This is a genomic window from Polymorphospora rubra (assembly GCF_018324255.1).
Lineage (GTDB): Bacteria > Actinomycetota > Actinomycetes > Mycobacteriales > Micromonosporaceae > Polymorphospora > Polymorphospora rubra.
The window spans coordinates 5,565,094-5,585,757 of record NZ_AP023359.1; the positions used below are offsets into that span (position 1 = coordinate 5,565,094).

16 protein-coding genes are annotated in these 20,664 nt (G+C 70.6%); 2 read left to right on the forward strand and 14 right to left on the reverse strand.

What is annotated here, in order from left to right:
- Nucleotides 1-114 precede the first annotated feature (114 nt).
- Both Prubr_RS25235 and Prubr_RS25240 read left to right on the forward strand, forming a co-directional pair.
- On the forward strand, nt 115-558 hold the full coding sequence (locus Prubr_RS25235; protein WP_212817416.1) for a hypothetical protein: 444 nt from the start codon (nt 115-117) through the stop codon (nt 556-558).
- Nucleotides 559-596: 38 nt separating this feature from the next.
- A complete protein-coding gene (locus tag Prubr_RS25240; RefSeq protein WP_212817417.1) occupies nt 597-893 on the forward strand; it encodes a Clp protease N-terminal domain-containing protein in 297 nt (98 codons plus the stop codon).
- Here Prubr_RS25240 and Prubr_RS25245 read toward each other — a convergent pair whose 3' ends face one another.
- From Prubr_RS25245 to Prubr_RS25310, 14 genes are all read right to left on the reverse strand, one after another.
- Entirely contained in the window at nt 894-1,634 is a 741-nt protein-coding gene (locus Prubr_RS25245) for a DUF6885 family protein (protein WP_212817418.1), read from the reverse strand.
- Between the two features lie 26 nt (nt 1,635-1,660).
- Nucleotides 1,661-3,013 carry a type I glutamate--ammonia ligase gene (locus Prubr_RS25250; RefSeq protein WP_246567616.1) on the reverse strand — a complete coding sequence of 451 codons (1,353 nt, stop codon included), beginning with the start codon at nt 3,011-3,013 and terminating at the stop codon, nt 1,661-1,663.
- Nucleotides 3,014-3,324: 311 nt separating this feature from the next.
- On the reverse strand, nt 3,325-4,353 hold the full coding sequence (locus Prubr_RS25255; protein ID WP_212817419.1) for a winged helix-turn-helix domain-containing protein: 1,029 nt from the start codon (nt 4,351-4,353) through the stop codon (nt 3,325-3,327).
- A 1,238-nt stretch (nt 4,354-5,591) separates the two neighbouring features.
- On the reverse strand, nt 5,592-6,797 hold the full coding sequence (locus Prubr_RS25260; RefSeq protein ID WP_212817420.1) for an osmoprotectant NAGGN system M42 family peptidase: 1,206 nt from the start codon (nt 6,795-6,797) through the stop codon (nt 5,592-5,594).
- Nucleotides 6,794-8,638 (reverse strand): N-acetylglutaminylglutamine synthetase, encoded by a 1,845-nt coding sequence (ngg, locus tag Prubr_RS25265; protein WP_425517943.1) that lies wholly within the window; start codon nt 8,636-8,638, stop codon nt 6,794-6,796. Before ngg ends, Prubr_RS25260 begins: the two co-directional genes overlap by 4 nt.
- Nucleotides 8,639-8,640: 2 nt before the next feature.
- Entirely contained in the window at nt 8,641-10,425 is a 1,785-nt protein-coding gene (locus Prubr_RS25270; RefSeq protein ID WP_212817422.1) for an N-acetylglutaminylglutamine amidotransferase, read from the reverse strand.
- 224 nt (nt 10,426-10,649) lie between these two features.
- Nucleotides 10,650-11,564, reverse strand: coding sequence for a GNAT family N-acetyltransferase (locus Prubr_RS25275; protein ID WP_212817423.1), 915 nt, complete (start codon nt 11,562-11,564; stop codon nt 10,650-10,652).
- 52 nt (nt 11,565-11,616) lie between these two features.
- The gene (locus Prubr_RS25280; RefSeq protein WP_212817424.1) at nt 11,617-12,069 is read right to left on the reverse strand and encodes a pyridoxamine 5'-phosphate oxidase family protein; all 453 of its coding nucleotides are present in this window, start codon (nt 12,067-12,069) and stop codon (nt 11,617-11,619) included.
- Nucleotides 12,070-12,115: 46 nt separating this feature from the next.
- The gene (locus Prubr_RS25285; RefSeq protein WP_212817425.1) at nt 12,116-12,568 is read right to left on the reverse strand and encodes a DUF6069 family protein; all 453 of its coding nucleotides are present in this window, start codon (nt 12,566-12,568) and stop codon (nt 12,116-12,118) included.
- A gap of 147 nt (nt 12,569-12,715) precedes the next feature.
- Nucleotides 12,716-13,417, reverse strand: a complete 702-nt coding sequence (locus tag Prubr_RS25290; protein ID WP_212817426.1) for an NUDIX hydrolase — start codon at nt 13,415-13,417, stop codon at nt 12,716-12,718.
- A gap of 16 nt (nt 13,418-13,433) precedes the next feature.
- Entirely contained in the window at nt 13,434-14,264 is an 831-nt protein-coding gene (locus tag Prubr_RS25295; RefSeq protein WP_212817427.1) for a hypothetical protein, read from the reverse strand.
- Nucleotides 14,261-15,157 (reverse strand): 5'-methylthioadenosine/S-adenosylhomocysteine nucleosidase family protein, encoded by an 897-nt coding sequence (locus Prubr_RS25300; protein ID WP_212817428.1) that lies wholly within the window; start codon nt 15,155-15,157, stop codon nt 14,261-14,263. Before Prubr_RS25300 ends, Prubr_RS25295 begins: the two co-directional genes overlap by 4 nt.
- Before the next feature lie 22 nt (nt 15,158-15,179).
- The gene (locus tag Prubr_RS25305; RefSeq protein WP_212817429.1) at nt 15,180-16,874 is read right to left on the reverse strand and encodes a hypothetical protein; all 1,695 of its coding nucleotides are present in this window, start codon (nt 16,872-16,874) and stop codon (nt 15,180-15,182) included.
- Nucleotides 16,875-17,063: 189 nt separating this feature from the next.
- Nucleotides 17,064-20,162 carry a beta-L-arabinofuranosidase domain-containing protein gene (locus Prubr_RS25310; protein WP_212817430.1) on the reverse strand — a complete coding sequence of 1,033 codons (3,099 nt, stop codon included), beginning with the start codon at nt 20,160-20,162 and terminating at the stop codon, nt 17,064-17,066.
- Nucleotides 20,163-20,664: the final 502 nt, after the last annotated feature.

The window sequence follows — 20,664 nt, forward strand, 5'->3', positions numbered from 1 at the left end:
AGGAGCGCTGACATAACCCTAGTATGCCCCTAGGATTTGTAGGTCTTCAAGATGTGATCGCGTGATCTACCCCCTACGGTGCATACCCGCGACCAGCCGTAACAGGAGCCATCCGTGCCCAAGGTGAACGTGTACCTGCCCGACGCCCTCGCCGACCGCGTACGGGAGGCGAGGCTGCCGATCTCGCGCATCTGTCAGGCGGCGCTGACCCGGGCGCTCGACGGCACCGACGGCATGACGCGGAGCGCCGATGCCGAGACCCCGTTGCCCGAGCCGATCGGGCTGACCCCGCAGCCCAACCACCACGTCGCGGCGATCCTGCGCCAGTCCCACGACATCGCCGCCGGGCGGGGTGCGGCCACCGTCGAGCCGGTCGACATCCTGCAGGCGTTTCTCGACGAGGGGAGAGCCTCGTCTGGAATGCCGTCGAACTGCTGGGCTTCCCCGCCGCCTCGATCCAGGCCGCGATCGACGACGTGCTCGGTGACCGCGCCGGATCCGCCGGGGAACCCCGGCCGGCCACCCCGATGCTGGCCGACGGCTCCCGCAGGGTGCTGAGCGTCGCCGCGGCCGAGGCGGCCCGGCACGGATCCGCCGTGACCACCGGAAGTCACCTGCTGCTCGGCCTGATCGCGGACACCGGTACGGCCGGCGAGGTGCTGCGGAACCTGGGCCTCACCAAGGTGATCACCCCTGACGTGCTGTCCGCGCTGTACTACGGAGCCGCCTACGGCCAGCTGAGACTGGAGCGGGACACCGACACCACCGCTCTGCGGATCATGATGCTCGACGTGCTCGACCGCCTGGACCGGCTGCAACAGCAGGTCGCCCCGCCCGGCGGAACCCGAGGTCTCCGGGCGGGCGCGAACGGCAACCCGCGTAGGCGCGCCTGATCAGTGCGGCGTCCCGTTGTCCCACCACTTCGCCCGCAGTCCGAGGCCTTCGATCCGCTCGGCGGTGTCGTCGGCCAGGTCGGCCCCGACCGCCAGGAGGATCCCGCCGGTTTCCGGTTTCCGGCGAGCGAGCGCGCTGGTCAGGCGCTCGACCGGTTGCAGGTGGACGCCCTGGTGACCGAGGCTGGGATAGGTGTCGGCGATGGCGACCAGCGTCCCGCGCCGGCCACGGATAACACCGGCCGGCATCGCGAAGTGCCCGGTGCGCCACGGGTGCGGTGCCAGCCCGCTGCCGTCCCCGGTCTCCAGGTACCGCTGGAGACCGGGCCGGTCGATGCTTTCGGTCAGTTCCGCGGTGTCGAGGTTGGCGACGGGCACCGCGGGCAGCCCACCCTCCAACAACGCCAGCACAGCGGTGAGTCGGGAGACCGTCCACTCTCCGGTGACCGGCACCGCGGCCAGGACTCCCTGAGATGCCGCGCCGACGGCGGCGCCGACTCCCTGCGCTGACGTGCCCGCACGGCTGAACGAGTCCGCGCGGGGCAGGCCGGGCCAGGCCGACATCGCCGGGGGCTCACCGGCCGGCCGGCTTGCCGGCAGGTCGTGGGGCCAGATCCTGGTCCCGGCCGCGAGCGCGCAGGTGCGTACGTCGGTGCCGGTGGCGAGCGCCGCCCAGAAGGGGCCGCAGAGCTGGTCGGGCTGGGGCAGCGCCCGGGCGTGGTGCTCGAGAACACCCGCCACGCCCGGGAACCACCTCACCTGTTCGATCAGTACTTCCACAGATGTGCCTCGACGACCTCCTCCGCCGGGCGCTCGGCGGCCCAGGCGCGGTCGGCGTCCCGTACGGCGCGGAACGCCCCGTAGGCGGCCGGGCCCAGCGCGGCCCGGAGCAGGGTGCTCGCCTCCAGCGCGGTTGCCTGCTCGGCGGGGGTGGCGGGAAGCCGGCGGACATCGGCGGCCGCCCGCTGTTCCGCCGACCAGGCGCCCGGGTTGTCCTGGACCGGTGCGGGCAGCGAGAGCTTCTCCTCGATGCCGGCCAGCCCTGCCGCGATCACACCGGCCAGCGCCAGGTAGGGATTGGCGGAGGCGTCCGACGGTTTCAGCTCGACGTTGGCCTGGTCGGCGCCGAGCAGCGGCGTACCGGGGATGTAGCGCAGCGCGGCCTCCCGGTTCTGCACACCCCAGACCGCGTACGCGCTCGACCAGGCACCTGGACGCAGCCGGGCGGTCGACGGCACGCTGGGGGCGGTCAGCGCCGTCAGTGCGGGCAACTCCCGGAGCAGGCCGGCCAGGTATCCCTCACCCTCGGGCGAGAGGCCGTGGTCGCCGGTACCGGGCAGAAGGTTCCGGCCGTCCCGCCACACCGAGGAGTGCAGGTGCCAGCCGTTACCCGCCCCCTGCGTGGTGACCATCGGCGCGAAGCTCGCGCGCAGGCCGTGGGCCCGGGCGGCGGCGTGGATGGTCTGGCGGGCCAGCAGTTGATCGTCGGCGGCCCGCAGCGGGTCGGCCACCGCGAGGCTCAGTTCGAACTGGGCCGGGCCGTACTCCGCGTGCAGCTGTCCGATCCGCAGACCGTTCGCGTCCAGATCACGCAGCAGGTCGGCGGCGAACTCGTCGACCGACAGCAGCGCCGCCGGGCTGTACGCGGGGCTGGCCGGTAGCGTCCGGGCGTCCGACGGGAAGAGGACGAACTCCAGTTCCCAGCCGGCCTGGATCCGCAGTCCGCGTTTGGCCGCCGCCGCCACCTGCCCCGCCAGAATCGACCGCTGGTCGTAGGGCCACGGCGTACCGTCGGCGGCCACCTGCCGACCGACCGCCCAGGCGAAACCCGGCTGGCCGCGCAGCGCGACGAGCCGGTCCACGACAGGTATCAGCCGGACGTCCCCAGACGGTGTGGACAGTCCTTCGTAGGCGAAGGTGATGCCGTCGTGGGAGTCGAACACCGGGAAGACGGCGGTGACGCCGACACCTCGTTCGGCGACCTGCTCCAGCGCGGCGATCGGTACGGTTCGTGACCGGGGGATGCCGTTGTTGTCAGCCCAGACGATCGTGACACCGACGACGCCCTGCCGGCGTAGTTCGGTGACCCGGGCCGCGAGATCGGGCGGGTTATCGGGCATGCGGTTCGCTCCTTCGATGGTGCACATCCGTCGGTGGGCGAGGACCCGACCGCCGCCCCGTCGGCGGATCACGGTCCATTGTCGATGCTGCCCTCAGTCTGTGGGTTGCATCGGAACGAGCCAAGGCCCCGCCCGGTCAGGTGGGGCCACCGGTGCGAGGAGAGTTGCCGGCGGACACGGGGTGTCGAGGTGCGCACGGCGTCGCGGTCGGTGGTCCGCGCTCGGATCAGCCATCGCCTGACCAACTTCTCCTACAGGTTTAGGGGGTCAGGATAGGGAACCGGGCCACCCGCGGCAAGAAAGCGGTGCGGTCACTGGTGTTTCGACCGCTCCGGACGCCCTCGGTCAGCCGTCGGACCCGGGTCGGTGAAGAGCTCGGCCGTGCTCTGGACGCCGACCAACTGGTTCCCGGCGGGGGTGCGGTAGTAGAGCACCGACCGGCCGGATCGGCGTCGCCGTACGAGGCGCGCGTCCAGCAGGACCTTGAGATGCCGGCCCACCGTGCCCAACCCGTATCCGTTGAGGGCGACGAGTTGGGTGGTGCTCTTCGGGGTGTCCAACTGGCTGAGCACGCCGGCCCGGACCGGACCGAGGAGCGCCTTCAGCGCGTGCGGCACGGTGTCCTGCCCGATATCGCAGAGCAGCCCGGCACAGGGGTAGACCACGGCGTACCGCTGCGGTTGGTCCCAGGCGACCCAGCCACGCGGGGTGGTGCTCGGGATGAACAGCAACTGTGCGTCGCCGAGGTCCCGTGGTGGATGGTCATGTGTGTTGATCTGTAGTCGGCCGTCGCCCAGCCAGCGCATTCCCTGCCGCATGCCGCTCAGCGCGGCGGCCCAGCCCCCGGTGCTGATCTGATGTGTGCGGGCCACGATGTCGGCCTCGAAGACTCGCCGGCGGTTCGGCCAGTCCGGTCGGACGGTGTGGCTCCACACCCAGTGGAGCAGATCGGCGACGCGTATCGACAGGTCGGGCACGGCCAGCTCGGGAGGAACTGCCTCACCCGGCGCGGTCGCCAGTTCGGCGAGAGCGACCGCGGCGGGCGTCTGGCGGACCCATCGGATCTCGTCGTGGAACGTCCGGTCCTCCGGACGCGGCGGCGGGCTCATGAAGTCCGGGATCCAGTTCCGCCTGAGCGCCGTTCTCACGAACGAAGCGACGACCGGGTCGGCGGCGAGCCGCGCCCGGTACCCGGCGGTCTGGGCGGCGGTCGGCAGCCTTCGCCCGGGAACGGTCCTCCGCTTCTCCAGGGCGTGGAAGCTGGCCAGGGTCTCCGTCAGCGCGGACACGGTGAACCGGCTCTGCGCCAGGGTGTCCGTACCGATGCGCCACACGCCCATGTTTCGCCTCCACGCGAAACTGTACGTACTCACGCCGGTCGTATCGACACTGTCCGGATGCGCACCTACCACCAGCTGTTTCGGGTCACCGACTTCACGCCGCTCCTGGCCGCCGGCGCGGTGCAGATCGCGGCGATGACCGTCAGCGGCCTGGCGCTCAGCACACTGGTCTACGCGGCCACCGGCTCACCGCTGCTTGCCGCACTGAGCCTCTTCGGCTCGTCCTTCGCCCAGGTCGTGGGTGCCGCCACCCTGCTCTCCGCGGCGGACCGGTTGCCGCCGCGGGCGGCGCTCGTCACGGTGGCGCTGCTCTTCGCGGCGGGTACGGCCGGAATGGCCGTTCCAGGGGTGCCGGTCTGGGGTCTGTTGCTGATCATGTTCAGCCTGGGCCTGGTCAACTCGGTGACCGGCGGAGTGCGCTGGGGGCTGCTGGGAGAGATCGTGCCGGACGGCGGCTACGTCCTCGCCCGGTCGGTGTTCAACATGCTTGTCGGCGGCATGCAGATCCTCGGGTACGGCATCGGTGGTGTGCTGGTGGTCGTCATGTCGGCCCGGCAGGCGCTGATGGTCAGCGCCGGTCTCTACCTTGTCGGTGCGGCCGTCGCCCGGTTCGGGCTCACCGCCCGTCGACCGCGGGCCGCCGGCCGGCCGTCCGTCCGCGAGACCTGGCGGGTCAACCGGCAACTGTGGGCGCTGCCGGCCCGCCGGCACGTCTATCTCGCGCTGTGGATTCCCAACGGCCTCGTCGTGGGATGCGAGGCGCTGTTCGTGCCGTACGCGCCGGCCTCGGCCGGGGTGCTGTTCGTGGCGACGGCAGTGGGCATGCTGGCCGGCGACACCCTCGTGGGCCGTTTCGTGCCCCGACGCTGGCGGTCCCGTCTCGTCACCCCGCTGCGCCTGCTCCTCGCCGCCCCGTTCGTTCTCTTCGCCCTGCCGCTGCCCCTGCCGGTCGCGGCGCTGGTCCTGGCGGTGGCCGCGGTGGGGTTCAGCGCAGGGCTGCTGTTGCAGGACCTGCTCGTCGCGTTGACCCCGGCCGACGTTCGGGGTCAGGCGCTCGGGTTGCACACGGCCGGCCTGCTGACCATGCAGGCGGTCGGCGCGACGATCGCCGGCGTCGTCGCGCAGTACGTGCCGGCCGGTACCGCGATGACGGTAATGGCCGTGGCGTCGCTGTCGGTGACCCTCGTGCTCACCCCGGCGCTCCGCGGCGCCGGGGTCCGGGCACTCACCGACGAGGATCAACCGGTACGCGTCGGGGTGTCGGCGATGCCGATCGGGCCGTCGCGTGGTCCTTCCGCCGAGGCGGGCTGCACCGCCAGCGACGGGAAGTCGGCCAACTCGCCCTCCGGCTCGGCGTCCCACTCCGGGAAGACCAGATCGCCCTGGAGGTAGAGGCAGAGCAGTTGGGTGAGGTGGCGCAGGCCGTCCAGGTGGGTGCGTTCGTGACCGTGGGTGGCGTCGACCCCGAAGCCGATCAGCGCCACCCGGGCGTGCGCGCCCGCCTCCACCGCCGCGGCCACGTCCGAGCGGTAGTAGTCGAAGACGTCCCGGACCAGGTCCACGTCGTACTCGGTGGCGATCGAGGCCAGCTTGCGGGCGAGGTGGTAGTCGAACGGGCCGACGCCGTCGCCCATGGCCAGCGTGGCGGCGTTCTCCCTGGACTGCTGACCGGGGGCGACAACCGCGGCGTCCACCGAGACGATCTCCGCCACGTCGGGGTCGAGGCCGTGGCTGGCGCCGTGCCCGATCTCCTCGGTGACGGTGACCAGCAGGTGTGCGGTGACCTTGGGCTGGATGCCCGCGTCGACGATCGCCTTGAACGCGGTGAGGACCGCCGCCACGCCCGCCTTGTCGTCGAGATGGCGGGACTTCACGTAGCCGCTCGGCGTGATCGTCGGGTTGGGCAGAAAGGCCACGAAGTCGCCGGCGTCGATGCCGAGCGCGCGGAGTCCGGCGATGTCCTCGACCGGTTCGTCGACCCGTACCTCGACCTGGTCCCAGCCGACCCCCTGGAGGTCGACGGCCTCGTTGTAGCGGTGTCCGCTGGCCTTCAGCGGCAGCACCTGGCCGGTGATCACCCGTTCCAGGTCGTCGGTGAAGATGCGTACGTGGGCGCCTTCGGCGAAGCGGGCGCTGTGGGTGCCGATCGACTTCAGTTCGAGCCGGCCGTTCTCCTTCAGACGCTTCACCATCCCGCCGATGGTGTCGGTGTGCACGACGATCGCCCGGTCGGCGCCGGTGGCACGGGGCCCGGGCAGGCAGGCGCTGAGCGCGCCGCGCCGGGTCAGGGTGGAGGGGATGCCGAGGGCGGAGAGCCGCTCGCCGACGTACTGCTGCACGTGGTCGGTACGCCCGGACGGGCTGGGGATCTCCAGGAGTTCCAGCAGCACCTGCCGCAGGTAGTCCAGGTCGAGCGGGAGTGGTACGGGTCGGGCGTCGGTCATGCCGTCGAGGATGCCGCACCGGCCGGGGACCAGAGCCGTTGCGGTGCCCGGGTGCCGGGGAAGAGCAGGTCGACGAAGCGTTCGGCGGTGGGCTGCGGCTCGTGGTTGGCCAGTCCCGGTCGTTCGTTCGCCTCGATGAAGACGTGCCCGGGCCGGTCGGGGGAGTCGACCAGCAGATCCAGTCCGGTGACCGGGATGTCCAGTGCCCGGCTCGCCGTGACGCACGCTTCGGCGATCTCGGGGTGCAGGTCGGCGGTCACGTCGTGGATGGTGCCGCCGGTGTGCAGGTTCGCGGTCCGCCGGACGGCGAGCACGGTCCCTTCCGGCAGTACGTCGTGCAGGCCGTGGCCGGCCTCGGCGATCACCTCGCGGGTCATGTCGTCGACCGGGATACGTGATTCGCCGCCGGTGGCGGCGGCCCGGCGGCGGCTCTGCCGCTCGATGAGTTCGGCGATGTCGTGCCGCCCGTCGCCGACGATCGAGGCGGGGCGGCGGACCGCGGCCGCGACCACCTCGTGGCCGATCACGATCACCCGGAGGTCCTCGCCGGTGCACAGCTCCTCGATGAGTACGTCCGGGCAGTACCGGCGGGCCAGCTCGACGGCGGTGTGCAACGCGTCGGTCGTGCGTACGCCGACGGTTATCCCGTTGCCCTGCTCGCCCCGGGCCGGTTTGACCACGACGGCGCCGGCGTCGGTCAGGAAGGCGGTGTCGGTGTCGTCGCCCAGAGCGGTCCGGCCGCGTGGCACGCGCAGTCCCGCCTCGGCGAGGATGCGGCGGGTGACCCGCTTGTCGTCGCAGCGGCTCATGGCGACCGCCGAGGTCAGCTCGGACAGTGACTCGCGGGTCAGGATCGTGCGGCCGCCGGTGGTGAGCCGCAGCTCACCCCATTCGGGGTCGGTCACCTCGACCCGGATGCCGCGTCGCATCGCCTCGTCGGCGACGATCCGGGCGTACGGGTTGAGCCGGTCGTAGCCGTCGGGCAGGGCGGGCAGGAACAGCCGTTCGTTGATCGGGTTCTTCCGCTTCACGCAGAGCGTCGCGGTGCGGTAGAAGCCGAGTCGTTCGTAGAGCCGGATCGCGCCGTCGTTCTCGGCGAGCACGGACAGGTCGACGTAGGCTCGGCCGCGGTCGGTGAGCCGGGCGGCCAACTCGGACAGCAGCGCCTGCCCGGTGCCGGGTGGGGCGTGGTTGAAGTCGACGGTGAGGCACCACAGGCTGGCGCCGTTCTCCGGGTCGTCGAAGACCTCGACGTGGTCGACGCCGGTGATGGTGCCGACGATCTCCCCGGTGCTGGACTCGGCGACCAGGTGGAGGAACCGTGCGGTGGCGGCGTTGGCGACCAGCACGTCCACCGGACTGGTGACCATGCCGTTGCTGGCGTAGATCCGGTTCACCACGTCGGCGTCCGCGGTGTCCCGCAGCGGTCGGATACGCAGTCCGGGCGGCAGGTCGCCGGCCGGGTCGGGCGCGCGTTCACCGCGCAGCGGCAGCCGGTACGTCAGGGACGGATCGATGAACAGTTCGTCCGGTAGCCGGGACACCAGCACGTGCGGGTCACGAAGGTAGATGCAGATGTCCCGGGAGCCGGCGGTCTCGGAACGCAGCACGTCGGCGACGGCCGCGGGGTCGTGGAACGTCTGGCCGAAGACCAGGCGTCCCCAGCCGCAGTCGAGCACCACGTCGCCCCGCGGGACCGGCGGTACGCCGGTTTCCGGACCGGTCGACGTGCCGGTCGGGTCGCCCTGGGCGATCGGGTCGCCACCCGGGCCGACCCGTTCCCGTCGGCGGGCCGGCTCGCCGTCGGTCGGCGCTGTCTGTGTCACCCGCATGTCGGTCACGGTCAGGCGATTCCGTGCCTCTGGAGCCACATTTCCAGGAGTCCGATCTGCCACAGCTTGTTTCCGTTCAGCGGGGTGAGTTCGGCGTTCGGGTCGGCGAGCAGGGCATCGACGTACTCGGTGCGGTAGAGGTTGCGGCGGCGGGCCTCGGGGGCGTGCAGCGCGTCGCGTACCCGGTCGAGCACCTTGCCCTCGAGGTGGGTGAGGCCGGGTACCGGGAAGTAGCCCTTCGGCCGGTCGATGACCTCGTGCGGCAGGACCCGGCGGCCGATGTCCTTGAGCACGCCCTTGCCGCCCTGGGCCAGCTTGAGTTCCGGCGGGCAGGTGGCGGCGAGTTCCACGAACTCGTGGTCGAGGAAGGGAACCCGGGCCTCGAGGCCGTGTGCCATGGTCATGTTGTCGACCCGCTTGACCGGGTCGTCGACCAGCATCACGGTGGTGTCGATGCGCAGACCGGCGTCGACCGCGGTCTGCGCGCCGGCGCGGGCCAGGTGGGCGGCGACGAACTCACGCGCCGGGTCGCCGTCGGCGAGCCGGTCCGGGGCGAGGATGCGGGCCAGTCCGGCCGCGTCCCGGTCGAAGAACGCCCGCGCGTACGTGTCGAGCGCGTGTTCGCGGTCCACCCCGGCGAGCGGCGGATACCAGTGGTAGCCGCCGAGGATCTCGTCGGCGCCCTGCCCGGACTGGACGACCTTCAGCTTCTCCGACACGGTTTGGCTGAGCAGGTAGAACGCCACGCAGTCGTGGCTGACCATCGGCTCGCTCATCGCGGCGACGGCGGCCTCCAGCGGCGGCACGAGGTCGGTCGTGGCGATCCGGATCTGGTGGTGGTCGGTGTCGAAGGTCTGCGCGACCAGGTCGGAATAGCGGAACTCGTCGCCCTCCCGGTCGCCGACGGCGTCGAAGCCGATGGAGAAGGTGGCGAGCCCGCGCTGGCCCTGTTCGGCGAGCAGGGCGACGACGAGGCTGGAGTCGAGACCGCCGGAGAGCAGGACGCCCACCGGCACGTCGGCGACCATCCGGCGACGTACGGCGGTGGTCAGCGACTCGCGCAGGGCGTCCTGCCAGTCCCGTTCGGACCAGTCGGCGCGGTCGGGGTGGCGGGTGAACGGCGGGTCCCAGTAGACGCGTTCGGTGACCCGCCCGTCGGGTTCGTACGCCCGGACGGTGGCGGGCGGCAGTTTGCTGATGCCACGCAGGATCGTGCGGGGTGCAGGTACGACACTGTGGAAGCTCAGGTAGTGGGCGAGCGCCACCGGGTCGATGGTGGTGTCGACGCCGCCGCCGGTCAGCAGCGCCGGCAGGGTGCTGGCGAAACGTACCCGGTCCGGGGTCTCGGTGACGTAGAGCGGCTTGATGCCGAGCCGGTCGCGGGCCAGCAGCAGGCGTCCGGTGTCCCGTTCGACGATCGCGACGGCGAACATGCCGATCAGGTGGTCGACGAAGTCGTCACCCCACTGCGCGTACGCCTTGAGCACGACCTCGGTGTCACCGGAGGAGAAGAACCGGTGCCCCCGGGCCTGCAACTCCTCGCGTAGTTCGCGGTAGTTGTAGATGCAGCCGTTGAAGACGCCGGTCAGTCCTGCATGCGGGTCGACCAGGGGCTGCCCGCTGGCGGCGGAGAGGTCGATGATCTTCAGCCGTTGGTGGCCGAGGGCGACCGCCCCCTGCGACCAGACCCCGCCGTCGTCGGGACCGCGGTCGCGCATCGCCGCCGCCATCCGTTGCACCGCCGACACGTCGGCGCGTAGGCCGTCCCGACGGAGTTCCCCAGCCAGTCCGCACATGCGGAGCCATGTTGCCAGAGCGGGGCCGACCTCGCCTGTTGAGCGGATGGTCGCGTTGGAGGGCATCCGGTAGGATGCGCGCGGGCCAGCGGGGTGGTGTCGATCAGGTGGAAACCGGTGTCCCTCTCCGTCGTTGATGACCCTTTTGGTCGCTGGCCGCGCTGTGACAAAGGCCGCAGCTTTTCTTCAGCGCTGCCGGTCCCTCCGGAACCTCCTTATCGCCGTCATCCGGTGCTGAACGGAACGAACTGGGCGACCTCCCGCATGCCCAGTCCCTCGTAGAGTCTGCGGGGCACCGGGTATCCGGGGTCACCTCGAGGGCCGACGACGGCCTGGGTGGCACCGAGGTCGCGGGCGGTCCGCAGGATCGCGGCGCACAGGGCGCGGGCCAGGCCTCGCCGTTCGTGGGCCGGGTCGGTTCCGACGGGTTCGAAGAGTACGGACCCGGACGTCACGTCGAGCCAGCCCAGTCCGAAAGCGGCGAACGATCCGTCGGCCGCGACGGCGACCAGGTCGAGTTCGCCACGGTAGACGGGGGTGTTCGTCACGGCGTGATGCTTGTCGGTCGAGTAGCTCGATCCGGGCTCCGCGCCGGTCACCGGCAGGCTCAGCAGGGTCCGGATACGTGCCGGGGCCCAGCAGCGGCGATGTATCCCGACCCGGGCCGTCAGCTCGTCGGGACGGACGGGACGGATCGAATAGCCGTCGGGGACGGGGTGGGCCGCCAGATCGGAAAGGTCGGTGAGGCCGCGCCACAGCTGCGCGAACCAGGGCCCGCCGGACTCACGGAGGCCGCGCGCCGTCAGGGCATTCACGAGATCGGTGTGTTGCCGGGAGACGTCGACCGTGATCCGGGGAGTGAGCTGGAGCAGGTCGTCGACCGCGGCTGCCAGTCGGGTGGACGTCGTCTGCGGCGTCAGGTGGAGTGACGCGGTCGCCGGTTGGTCGTCCGTGCCCGACGGCTTCCAGATGTCGGCGAAACCGGTGAGGGGGTCACCCCACGCGAGCGTGATGTCGGGGACCGGAGTGCCGTCGCCGTGCGCGTCGGCCCAGGCGACGTTCCCGACGTGCAGCCGCTGCCGCGGTGTCCAGGTCCGCCTGACACAGGCCAGACGGGCGGCGAGATCCGCAATCTCCACGAGGCAGGTTCGCCCGGGCCGTTCGGTGCGTCAAGCGATATCGGTCCGGTGGTTACTCGCGCTCGACCCTGCGTAGCCCGTGCGTGGGCGTCCACCACTCGACGACGAGCATCTTGGCCGCGTCGTCGAGGTGGGTGTGGACGACCTCGGCGATGTCGGCGTGGAACTGGTCGCCGTCCGGTCCGGTGCCTTCTCCGGCGGCGACCGCGCGGCCGGAGATCTTCGCCTCGCCCGGCCACTGCGCCTCGGCACCCTCGACCGGGTCGACGGTGGCGCTGTGCAGGGCGAACCGGGGGTCACGGCACAGGTCGGCGCCCTTGCGCGCGTTCGGCATCGAGCCGAACGTCAGTTCGCCGTTCTCGAAGACGACCTCGATCCCGGAGATCCGCGGCGACCCGTCGGCCCGCAGCGTGGCGATCGTCTTGTGCCGGTGGGCGTCGAACAGCGCCTGTACGCGCCGCGCGAACTCCGGGGCCGCCTGTTCCACGTCCTGCCATGCCGTCATACCCACAGGATGGCACCGATGGCGACCGGACGCGCGACGGTCGGGGTTACGACGGCGAACCCACCGAGGGCACGGCGGTCTGCGGGGTGAGCGCGCGGATGCCGAGCAGGCCGGCGACCGAGATCGGCGCGAGGGTCACGTGGCACAACGCGAGCGCGATCTTGCCGGCGGTGTCGAGGTCGGACGGGAGTGTCATGGCCGGGATCGAGAGCAGGGCCAGGACCGGGGCGACGACGAGCGCGGCGGGAGTGACCCACCGCCACCACCGGGACAGGACCACCGCGGCCGTCAGGCCGACGGCCAGCGGCACGGCGGTGAAGCCGACGAGGGTGAGCGCGGCGACCTGTGTCACCTCGTCGCCGGCGGTGAAGGTGTAGGTCGCGCCGGCGGCGTGGCCGACGGCGAAGATGATCAGGTTGACCACCACGGCGAGCACGACGGTGGCGGCCACGACGCCGGGTCGGCCCAGCCTACGGGCGAGCGATGCGAGGGTGTCCATGACTTGGCCTCCTTGGTCAGGCTCCGGTCTACGGGCACCAGAGACGCCTCGATGCGGTCGAGTTCGCCGGCCCGGATCTTGCCGGCCCGGACTTTGAAGTATTGCCATGTGGTGATGGCCTGGCAATGGGCGTACCTGTGAAGCGGCTCAGACTGTGGGCGGTGACGCCGCGTTCGGACGTTGCAGCGGGGGGTAGAGCGTTGCGGCGGGTCCCCGCCGGTACAGGTTCGCCGGCCGGCCGGTCGGCGGGTGACGTGTCTCGCCGGTGGACGTGACGAAGCCGGACAGCCCAGTGACCTTGCGGTGGAAGTTGCGCGGATCGAGCGGCACGCCCCAGACGGCCTCGTACACCGCGCGTAGATCACCGATGGTGAACGGCTCCCGGCAGAAGGCGGCCGCCAGCGGTGTGTTCTCCAGCCTTGTCCGGGCCCGTTCGACGGCATCGCGCAGGATGCGGTCGTGGTCGAACGCCAGCGGACGGGTGTCGATCGCGTACCAGCCGGCGGCGGCCGCGTCGGTGCCGGCGACGGGAACGGGCAGGTCGGGGAGGATCGCCAGGTAGGCGACCGAGGCGATCGCGCCGCGTGGGTCCCGGCCGGGGGTGGCGTACGAACCGACCTGTTCGAGGTGGGGGCTGAGCCCGTGCAGGCCGGTCTCCTCGCGGAGTTCACGCTCGGCGGCGTCGGGGAGGTCCTCGCCGTCGCGCAGGAAACCGCCGGGCAGGGCCAACTGACCGCGGTACGGGTCGTTGCCGCGTTCGATGAGCAACACCGCGAGGCGGGCGTCCCGGACGGTGAGGATCACCAGGTCGACGGCGATCTGGAAGGTGGTGGGACGCCTGCTGCGCATGGTTCGAGGATAATCACTAATGATCAACTGTTTGGCGTTCAGCCGTTTCCCCGGCCGCGCCGGCGGGCGGCGCTGTCAGCACGAGCGGGGTGGCGGCTGCCCAGATCTGGTCGAACTCGGCGCCGAAGTGGGCGTACCAGCGTGGGTCGCGGGCGGCTGTGACGGTCAGTGACGGCTCCTGGGCGGTGGGGCGGTGGGCGTACAGGTCGACGGTGACGGAGCCGTGCGGTGCGCCACGGTCGATCACGGTGAGCGCGACATTGGGTACGAACGGGATGAGGCGTATCTCCAGTCGGTCTCCGGCCGCCGGCAGTGCCGCCAGGTAACGCAGCACGTCCACGGTCGTCTGGAGGCGGTGCTCGAACACCGCCGCGCCGTCGGGAACGCCGTGTCTGCGGGCCGCCTCGCCCGGGCCGTCACCGTGGGGATCAACGACGGCGACCCGCACCGTTCCGCCGGACGCCAGGCAGCGTTCCAGGTCCGGTAGGGCGGTACGGGCGGTCCGCCCGAGCGTGACCCCGACGAGTCCGATGCTGCGTGCCGTACGCGTCGCGCCCAGCCCGGTGGCGGGTGCCGCCGCGGTGAGCGTCTCGTCGAACGACCGGGGCCGGCCGAGGTCGCGCATGGCCCCGGCCAGCCCCTGCACGACCCGGTCGGCCCGCTGCGCCTGCCGTCGCCCGCTGACGAGGTCGAACGTGACCAGCGCCAGCACCGCCAGCGTGGCTCCGGAGACGACGGTCTGGTCCACGACGCTGAGCAGCCCGAGCAGACTGACACCGACGGCGGACCCGATGGTCAGGTATGCCTGCACCGAGCGCCACACCGACTCGCGTGACCTGGCGGTCATGACGCCGGCGGGTCGAAGAGCAGGTACGGCAGCAGACGCAGCATCGCTGCGGCGGCGTGCTGGGATGCGAGCTCGTGGTAGCTGTGCCCCTTCTCGGCGTCCGCGGCGTCGGAGATGCCCCGTACGGTGAGCCAGCCGCGCGGTGTGGAATCTCGCCGCATTTCCTCGTGGAACGCCTGCGCGACCCCGGCCGCCTCGGTCTCGACCGCCAACACCTTCTCGTTGTACGTGTGGAGCCAGTGCCGGATCTCCGAGTCGCGGTCGGTGATCACCGCATCGCCGGAGCCGATCGGCCCGCGGTGGACCCGGAAGGTGCTGCCGTCGGATGCCGGCACGGTGTCGCCGGTGGCCGCGAAGAACTCGTTGAGCCGGTGGCCGAGCGAGGCGGCGACGGTCTGGCTCTGGCCCCGGCGGTGTACGCCGTCGGCCGCCTCCCGCCGGGCGTCGTAGTAGACGACCTCGTCGGAGAGCACGACGTCGCCGATGCGTACGTCCCTGCCGACTCCGCCGGCGATGCCGACGAGCAGCACGACCGGCGGCGCGTACTCCTGGATGAGGGTCTGGTACGACAGGCCCGCGGACCGCGGACCCCGGTCGAGGGTCTGTATCGCGGCTATCCGAAGATGTCCGGCCTCCACCGGCAGCCGGGCCTCGTGTGCGAGTGGCCCCGCGTCGAGCCGGCGGGGGCGGTAGTCCCGCTGGGTGCGCAGGACGTTGACGACGGCCCGCATCTCCTCCTTGAGGACGGTGAGGACACCGACGTCCACTTTCGACGCAGCTGCGGGCCGGTTCGGTGCTGCCCAGAAGCTCTGACCGGTGACCGGTCCGTTGAAGGTCATGTTTCCACTGCCGAAGTTGCCGATGCCGACGTTGTCGCCTGGGCCGTGCGTCATGCTGATCGCTCCCGGTAACTGGTCAGGAGGGTGGGGTCTGCGGGGGCAGGTTCTGGCCGGTGACCGACTCGTTGAAGGTCATGTCTCCGCTGCCGAAGTTGCCGATGCCGACGTTCAGTACCGATGCCGCGCGGGCCCGGTATTCGGTGGTGTCGACGCCCTTCAGGTCGAGGAAATCGAGTACGGACGCGACGACGCGGCGTTCGATCAGCCGCTGGAACTTGACGATGTCCTTTGTCTGGGTGAAGTTGCGCAACTCGTCCCGGCTGCCCAGTTGCCGTACGGCGACCCGGGCGCCGTAGTCGTAGCCGGGGACCAGGGACGCGGTGCCGAGGGCACCCGGCGTGCTGACCAGCTCCAGTATCGACCGGGTCAACCTGACCGGGGCCTTCACGATGGTGCTGGGGGTGTCGAGCAGGCTGTCGCGCAGGGTCCGCAGCCAGCCTCGGGTGCCGAGCCGTTCGACGGAGTCGACGATCCGGTACCTCCTGTCGCAGGGGGCCAGGGCGGTGCTGGTGAGTTCGAGGTAGAGCGAGCGGCCTTGGACGGCGATGTGGACGTACACGGTGGTCACCAGCTCGCCGCCCCAGGAGACGACCTGGCAGGCCAGGTAGTGGCGGGCGGGTGTGGTCGGGTGCCGGACGACACCCGCCATCACGTCGGGTGGCGTGTGCGAGCTGAGGTGGCTCACCTCGCTGCCGGAGAGGAACACCCGGTCCTCGATGGTCAGGCCGGGGATCTGCGCCTCGGCCTCCCGCGCGGATGCGATCCTGCCGAGGCCGTCGCGGACGTAGGTGATGATCTCCTGGGCTTCGAACGGCGGCTGGGCGAATTCCAGCTCGCGCTCGCTGGGCCGGTTGTCGGAGTGATCCGTGGGCTGCTTCGAAAGCATCGGACCGTGGGCCGGGCGCACCAGGCGTACGGCAAAACTCGAGCTGCCGATGAGCACGCCGGACCCGACGAACGGTGTGTAGCCGCTGTAGACGACCGTGTTGCCCCGCGACTGGTTGTAGATCTCCGTCAGCCGTGGTGTCGGGGAGGGCCAGGCGGGATGCCGGCCCGGCGCCAACGCGTCGAGTTTCTGGTGTCGCCACATGGCGAAAATGGACGGCAGGGCGAGGAGCAGGAGTCCGAACATGAAACTGACCGTCAGTTCGGCGTCGCCTGTGGTGCCGCCCCGTGACGAGCCGATCGCGACCGGCGCCAAGAGTGTCGAGAAGGACATGAGGGCGAGCGGGAGCACGAAGATCGCCGTTCCCGCCCAGCCGAGGAGGAGCAGGACGAGTCGCATCGAGGTCGTGCCTGAGCTGGCGGGCTCGCCGGTGCGCAGTCCTCCCCGGGTGTCGCGGACGAACCGCCAGGTACTGCTGGTGATCCAGAGGAGGGCGAGCCCCATGGCTGCCAAGGCGAGTGGAAGGACGGTGCAGGCTCCGACCAGGAGGGTGGTGACGATGGCGGCGTCCCGCCAGACTGCCATGTCCCGGGCCTTGAGGGCGTGTCCGATGACGGGCAGCAGGTCGAAGCCGTACGACGGGGCGACCATCCGTTTCGGCTGGTAGTAGACCTCTTGCAGGCAGGCGTCGCGGAAGTCGTCGTCGAGGTAGGCGCCCGCGCACAGGTGGCGCGTCGCGGTCGTCGGATCGCTCGGGTACGGCGGGGCGGGTGGCCGGACCGGCTGGTCCGGCGGGCCGGTGCGCTGGGGAGGAAGATCGGTCATCACGGCATCCGTCTGTCGGAGGAGTCGTCCGGTCTTTTCGTCGATGTGACGTAAACTGACGATAGGGTGACCCGGGAGTTAATGTCAATGCGACGATTTGCCGTGGATGGTCGAAGTGGTCCCGGCGACAGGCTGCGGCCCGGTCGATTCATCGACCGGGCCGCAGCCTGTCAGGAAGGGCGGAACCGCCTACGGGGCGAGCTCCCGGTTCGCCCGTCCGGCGTGCGAGACGACGAGCGTCGCCTGCGCCTCGGTGAGGATCCCCGCCGCGACGAACGCCTCGGCGAGTTCGGTGACCTTCGAGACGAACTGGCCGTGGTTGCGGAAGGGTGCCTGGTCCCAGAGCAGGTCGAGGAAGGTCGGGCCGTCGGTGCCGGGCGACGGGATGTCCGTCACCGGTACGTCGTAGTTCGGCAGGCCGTCGTTCCGCTTATGGTTGGGCACCCCGGTGTCGATCGTGCCGAAGACGATCGTCGGCTCGACCCGCCGGAAGTACGTCGAGGCCGCCTGGGTGTCACCGATGTAGTAGGGCCGCAGGGTGAAATCGTGGGTGGTGAAGAGCTTGTCGCCGGTCGCGTTGGTGCTCGCGTGGGTGATGGCCGAGCGGCCGTAGTCACCGTCCCGCTTGAGGTAGCGGTAGAGGGACAGTTCCCGGTAGCTGCCACCGCCGGGGTTGCCGAGGATCTGCAGGACGACCGGACCCCAGAAGACCGCCTGCGTGTCGGGGCGGTCCACGGCCCGTTCGATGCGGATGCTGAACGGCATCCGGATCTCGACGACGTCGCCGGACGTCCAGGTCCGGCTCAGCGTGACGTACCGGCCCGACTTCTGGTTGACGTTCACCGGCTCGCCGTTGAGGTTGACGAAGAAGCCGCGCTGGGTCCAGCCCGGCACCCGCAGCTTGAGGTTGAGCCGGCCGTTGCCGGTCACGGTCAGCTTGACCTTGTCCTCTCGCGGGTAGGTCGTCTCCTGGGTGATGGTGAAGCCCTTCTCCGCCCAGGTCAGCGTCGAGGGTGCGTAGAGGTTGACCCACAGCGTGTTGCCCTGGGCGGACTTGAAGTAGATCGTCTCCTGGTACTTGGTGTGGTTCTCGATGCCCGTACCGCCGCAGCAGGTGCCGGTGTTGCCGTAGCTGCGGTTGGCGCCCGGGGTCAACGGCTGGAAGTAGGTGACCTGCGGGTTGCTGACGCTCGCGCTGTCCGAACGCGAGCCGAGGATCATGTTGAGCAGGCCGCGCTCGTAGTAGTCCATGTAGGTCGCGTCGTGCTCGTGGAGGAACAGGTTCCGGGCCAGCTTGATCATGTTGTAGGTGGTGCAGGTCTCCGCGCCGCCCTGGGCGATCGCGTTGGCGATGTTGCCCCGGTTCTGGAACATCTCGATGTTGTTGTTGGAACCGGGGTAGTTGCCGCCCGTACCGCCGTTGGCGAACATGCGGTGCGGGACGACCATGCCGAAGAAGTTCTTCGCCGCCTGGAAGTACTCCTGATCGCCGGTGTGCTCGTAGACGCTCAGGTAGCCGATGAACTGCGGCACGTGGGTGTTGGCGTGCAGCCGGTCCGGGCGCCGGCGGCCGGGCCTGGTCTCCGGGGTGGTGACCAGGATGTCCCGGTTCTCCACGGCGGCGCCGAACAGCGACTCCCGGTTGTCGAAGGTCTTGGCGGTCGCCAGGTGCTTCTCGTCGCCGGTGAGCTGGTAGATCTCGGGGAACACCTCGTTCGCCCCACCGAACTCGCCGGCGATGTAGAGGTCCCACATGTAGTTCAGGTTGTCGCGGGTGAGGGGGCCCTCGTAGTCGGGGTGGTTCTTGTCCCCGATGGTCAGTGCGAGGTGGGCCCAGTCGGCCATCTTGGTGACGACCTCGAGCGCCTTGGCGTTGTCGGTGTGGTAGTAGGCGTCGAGCAGACCGCGCATGATCTTGTGTTGGGTGTACCAGGGCGCCCAGGTGTTGGTGTCGGCGTTGCCGCCGTAGATGGCCCACCGGGGGGGCCCGAGCCGCAGCACCGCGTCTTCCGGGATCGCGCCGAGGTAGCCGGGGTGGGTCGGCACCCAGAGCGCGGAGCCGCCGTCGTCGGCCGCCACGATGCCGGCGTCGCGGCCGTTGGGCGAGGAGTCCTTGAGGGTCGTGCCACCCTCCTCGTCGAACCGGTACCAGGCGATGCTTCCGCCGCTGGTCGACCCGGCCGCCGAGTCCTGGAGCGACTGGATCTCCGGCTGGCTGAGCGCCCGGTCGAAGATGTGGAACTCGTCGAGGGTGGCGTCGAGGAACGGGTCGCCGTACTGCGACCGCCCGAGCCAGCGGTTGGCCGGGTTGCTGAGGTTGGCCGGGGTGAGGGTCATGTTGGTGTTGCTGCCGGCCACCTGGCCGTTGACGTACAGCGTTCCGGTGTTCTGCGACAGCGTGACGGCCAGGTGCACCCACTGGCCGATCGGCAGCGCGGCATCGCCGTTGATCTGCTGTTCCTGGGCGGTTCCGCCGACGGTGATGGCGAACCGCGGGGCGTTGCCCGCGGCGCCGGAGCGGGGGGTCAGGAACATGTTGACCGTGGTGTTCTGACCGAAGTCGAACAGCCGGCTCCAGTTCTGGGCGGACGCCAGGTTCACCCAGGTGGCGATGGTGAAGCTGGTGAGCTGGCTGATCGTCTCCTGGGGCAGCGTCACGTACTGGGCCTGGCTGGGGCCGTTCAGGCGCAGGGCGCTTCCGAACCGGCCCGGCACCCGGCCGATCTGCGGCGCCTGCGGATCCTCGCCGCCGGGGCCGCCGGTGCCCATCCGGGCGGTGATCGCCGCCTGGCACGCGGCGAGCTCGTCGACCATCCAGTCGAGCTTGCTCTTGAAGATCGGCTCGCCCTGGTCGGCGTAGCTCTGGGCCAGGGCCGTCATGAAGTGGCCGGCCCAGTGACCGCTGAGCAGCCCGCCGTTCTCCCAACCGCCGGGCGTGGACACCCCCGGCGGGTTCGGGCGGCCGGCCTGGTTGTTGAACAGCACGAGGAAGCGCCGCTCGTCGAACTGCCGCAGGTAGTTCTTCATCCGGTCGCGCTTCTCCTGGAGCAGGCCGTCGCCCAGCGTGACCTCACGCAGCTGGAACGGCCGGACCGGGGCGGTGCCGCCGGGCCCCTTGCCGGGCGCGGCCGGTCGCGCCGGGGTCGCGCCGGTTCCGGCCTCGGCCGCCGGTGCCGCCTGGGCGGCGGTCGCCGGGAGCGTGCTCGCGGCGGCGACCGCCGCCGCGCCGATGGCCGACGCCTGGAGGACCTGGCGTCGGCTGATGGGGAGCTTCTCGGTTTGGGCCACTGAGGACCGTCCTTCCAGAGGTGGGTTGCGGGGTGACCGCTCGGCCGGCCGCCCGCGTCCATGGGCCGGCTCCGGCACGTGGTCGACCGTCCGTCCACCATGGACGGAGCTGGCGACGGGCAGCGGATGGCGGCGGATGGGCGGCGGTCGGGCATCGGGGGTGGATGTCGCTGGACAGGTCAAGGCGGTGCGAGGTTCCGGCCCGCCGGTGGTCGGGTACGCGGAGGCCCGATTCGTCGGCAGCGATGGTCGTGGTGGTGGGGGTCCGGCCGCTGCCGAAGTGTTACGTACTTCCCGCCCGTGGACGGGACGAGGATCATCACTGGATGCGTACTATTGCAATTGCATCAGATCTCCTTGTCAAGCGCTGATCGACGGCGGTGGGTGCTCGTGGAACTGCTCCGGAAGGGACTGACTCAACGGCGGCGTCACCTGTGATGTGCAGAGAGTGTGAACGCTAACCAGGACACGGGTCAATCCCTACAGTTGAGTAAGTGTTCAT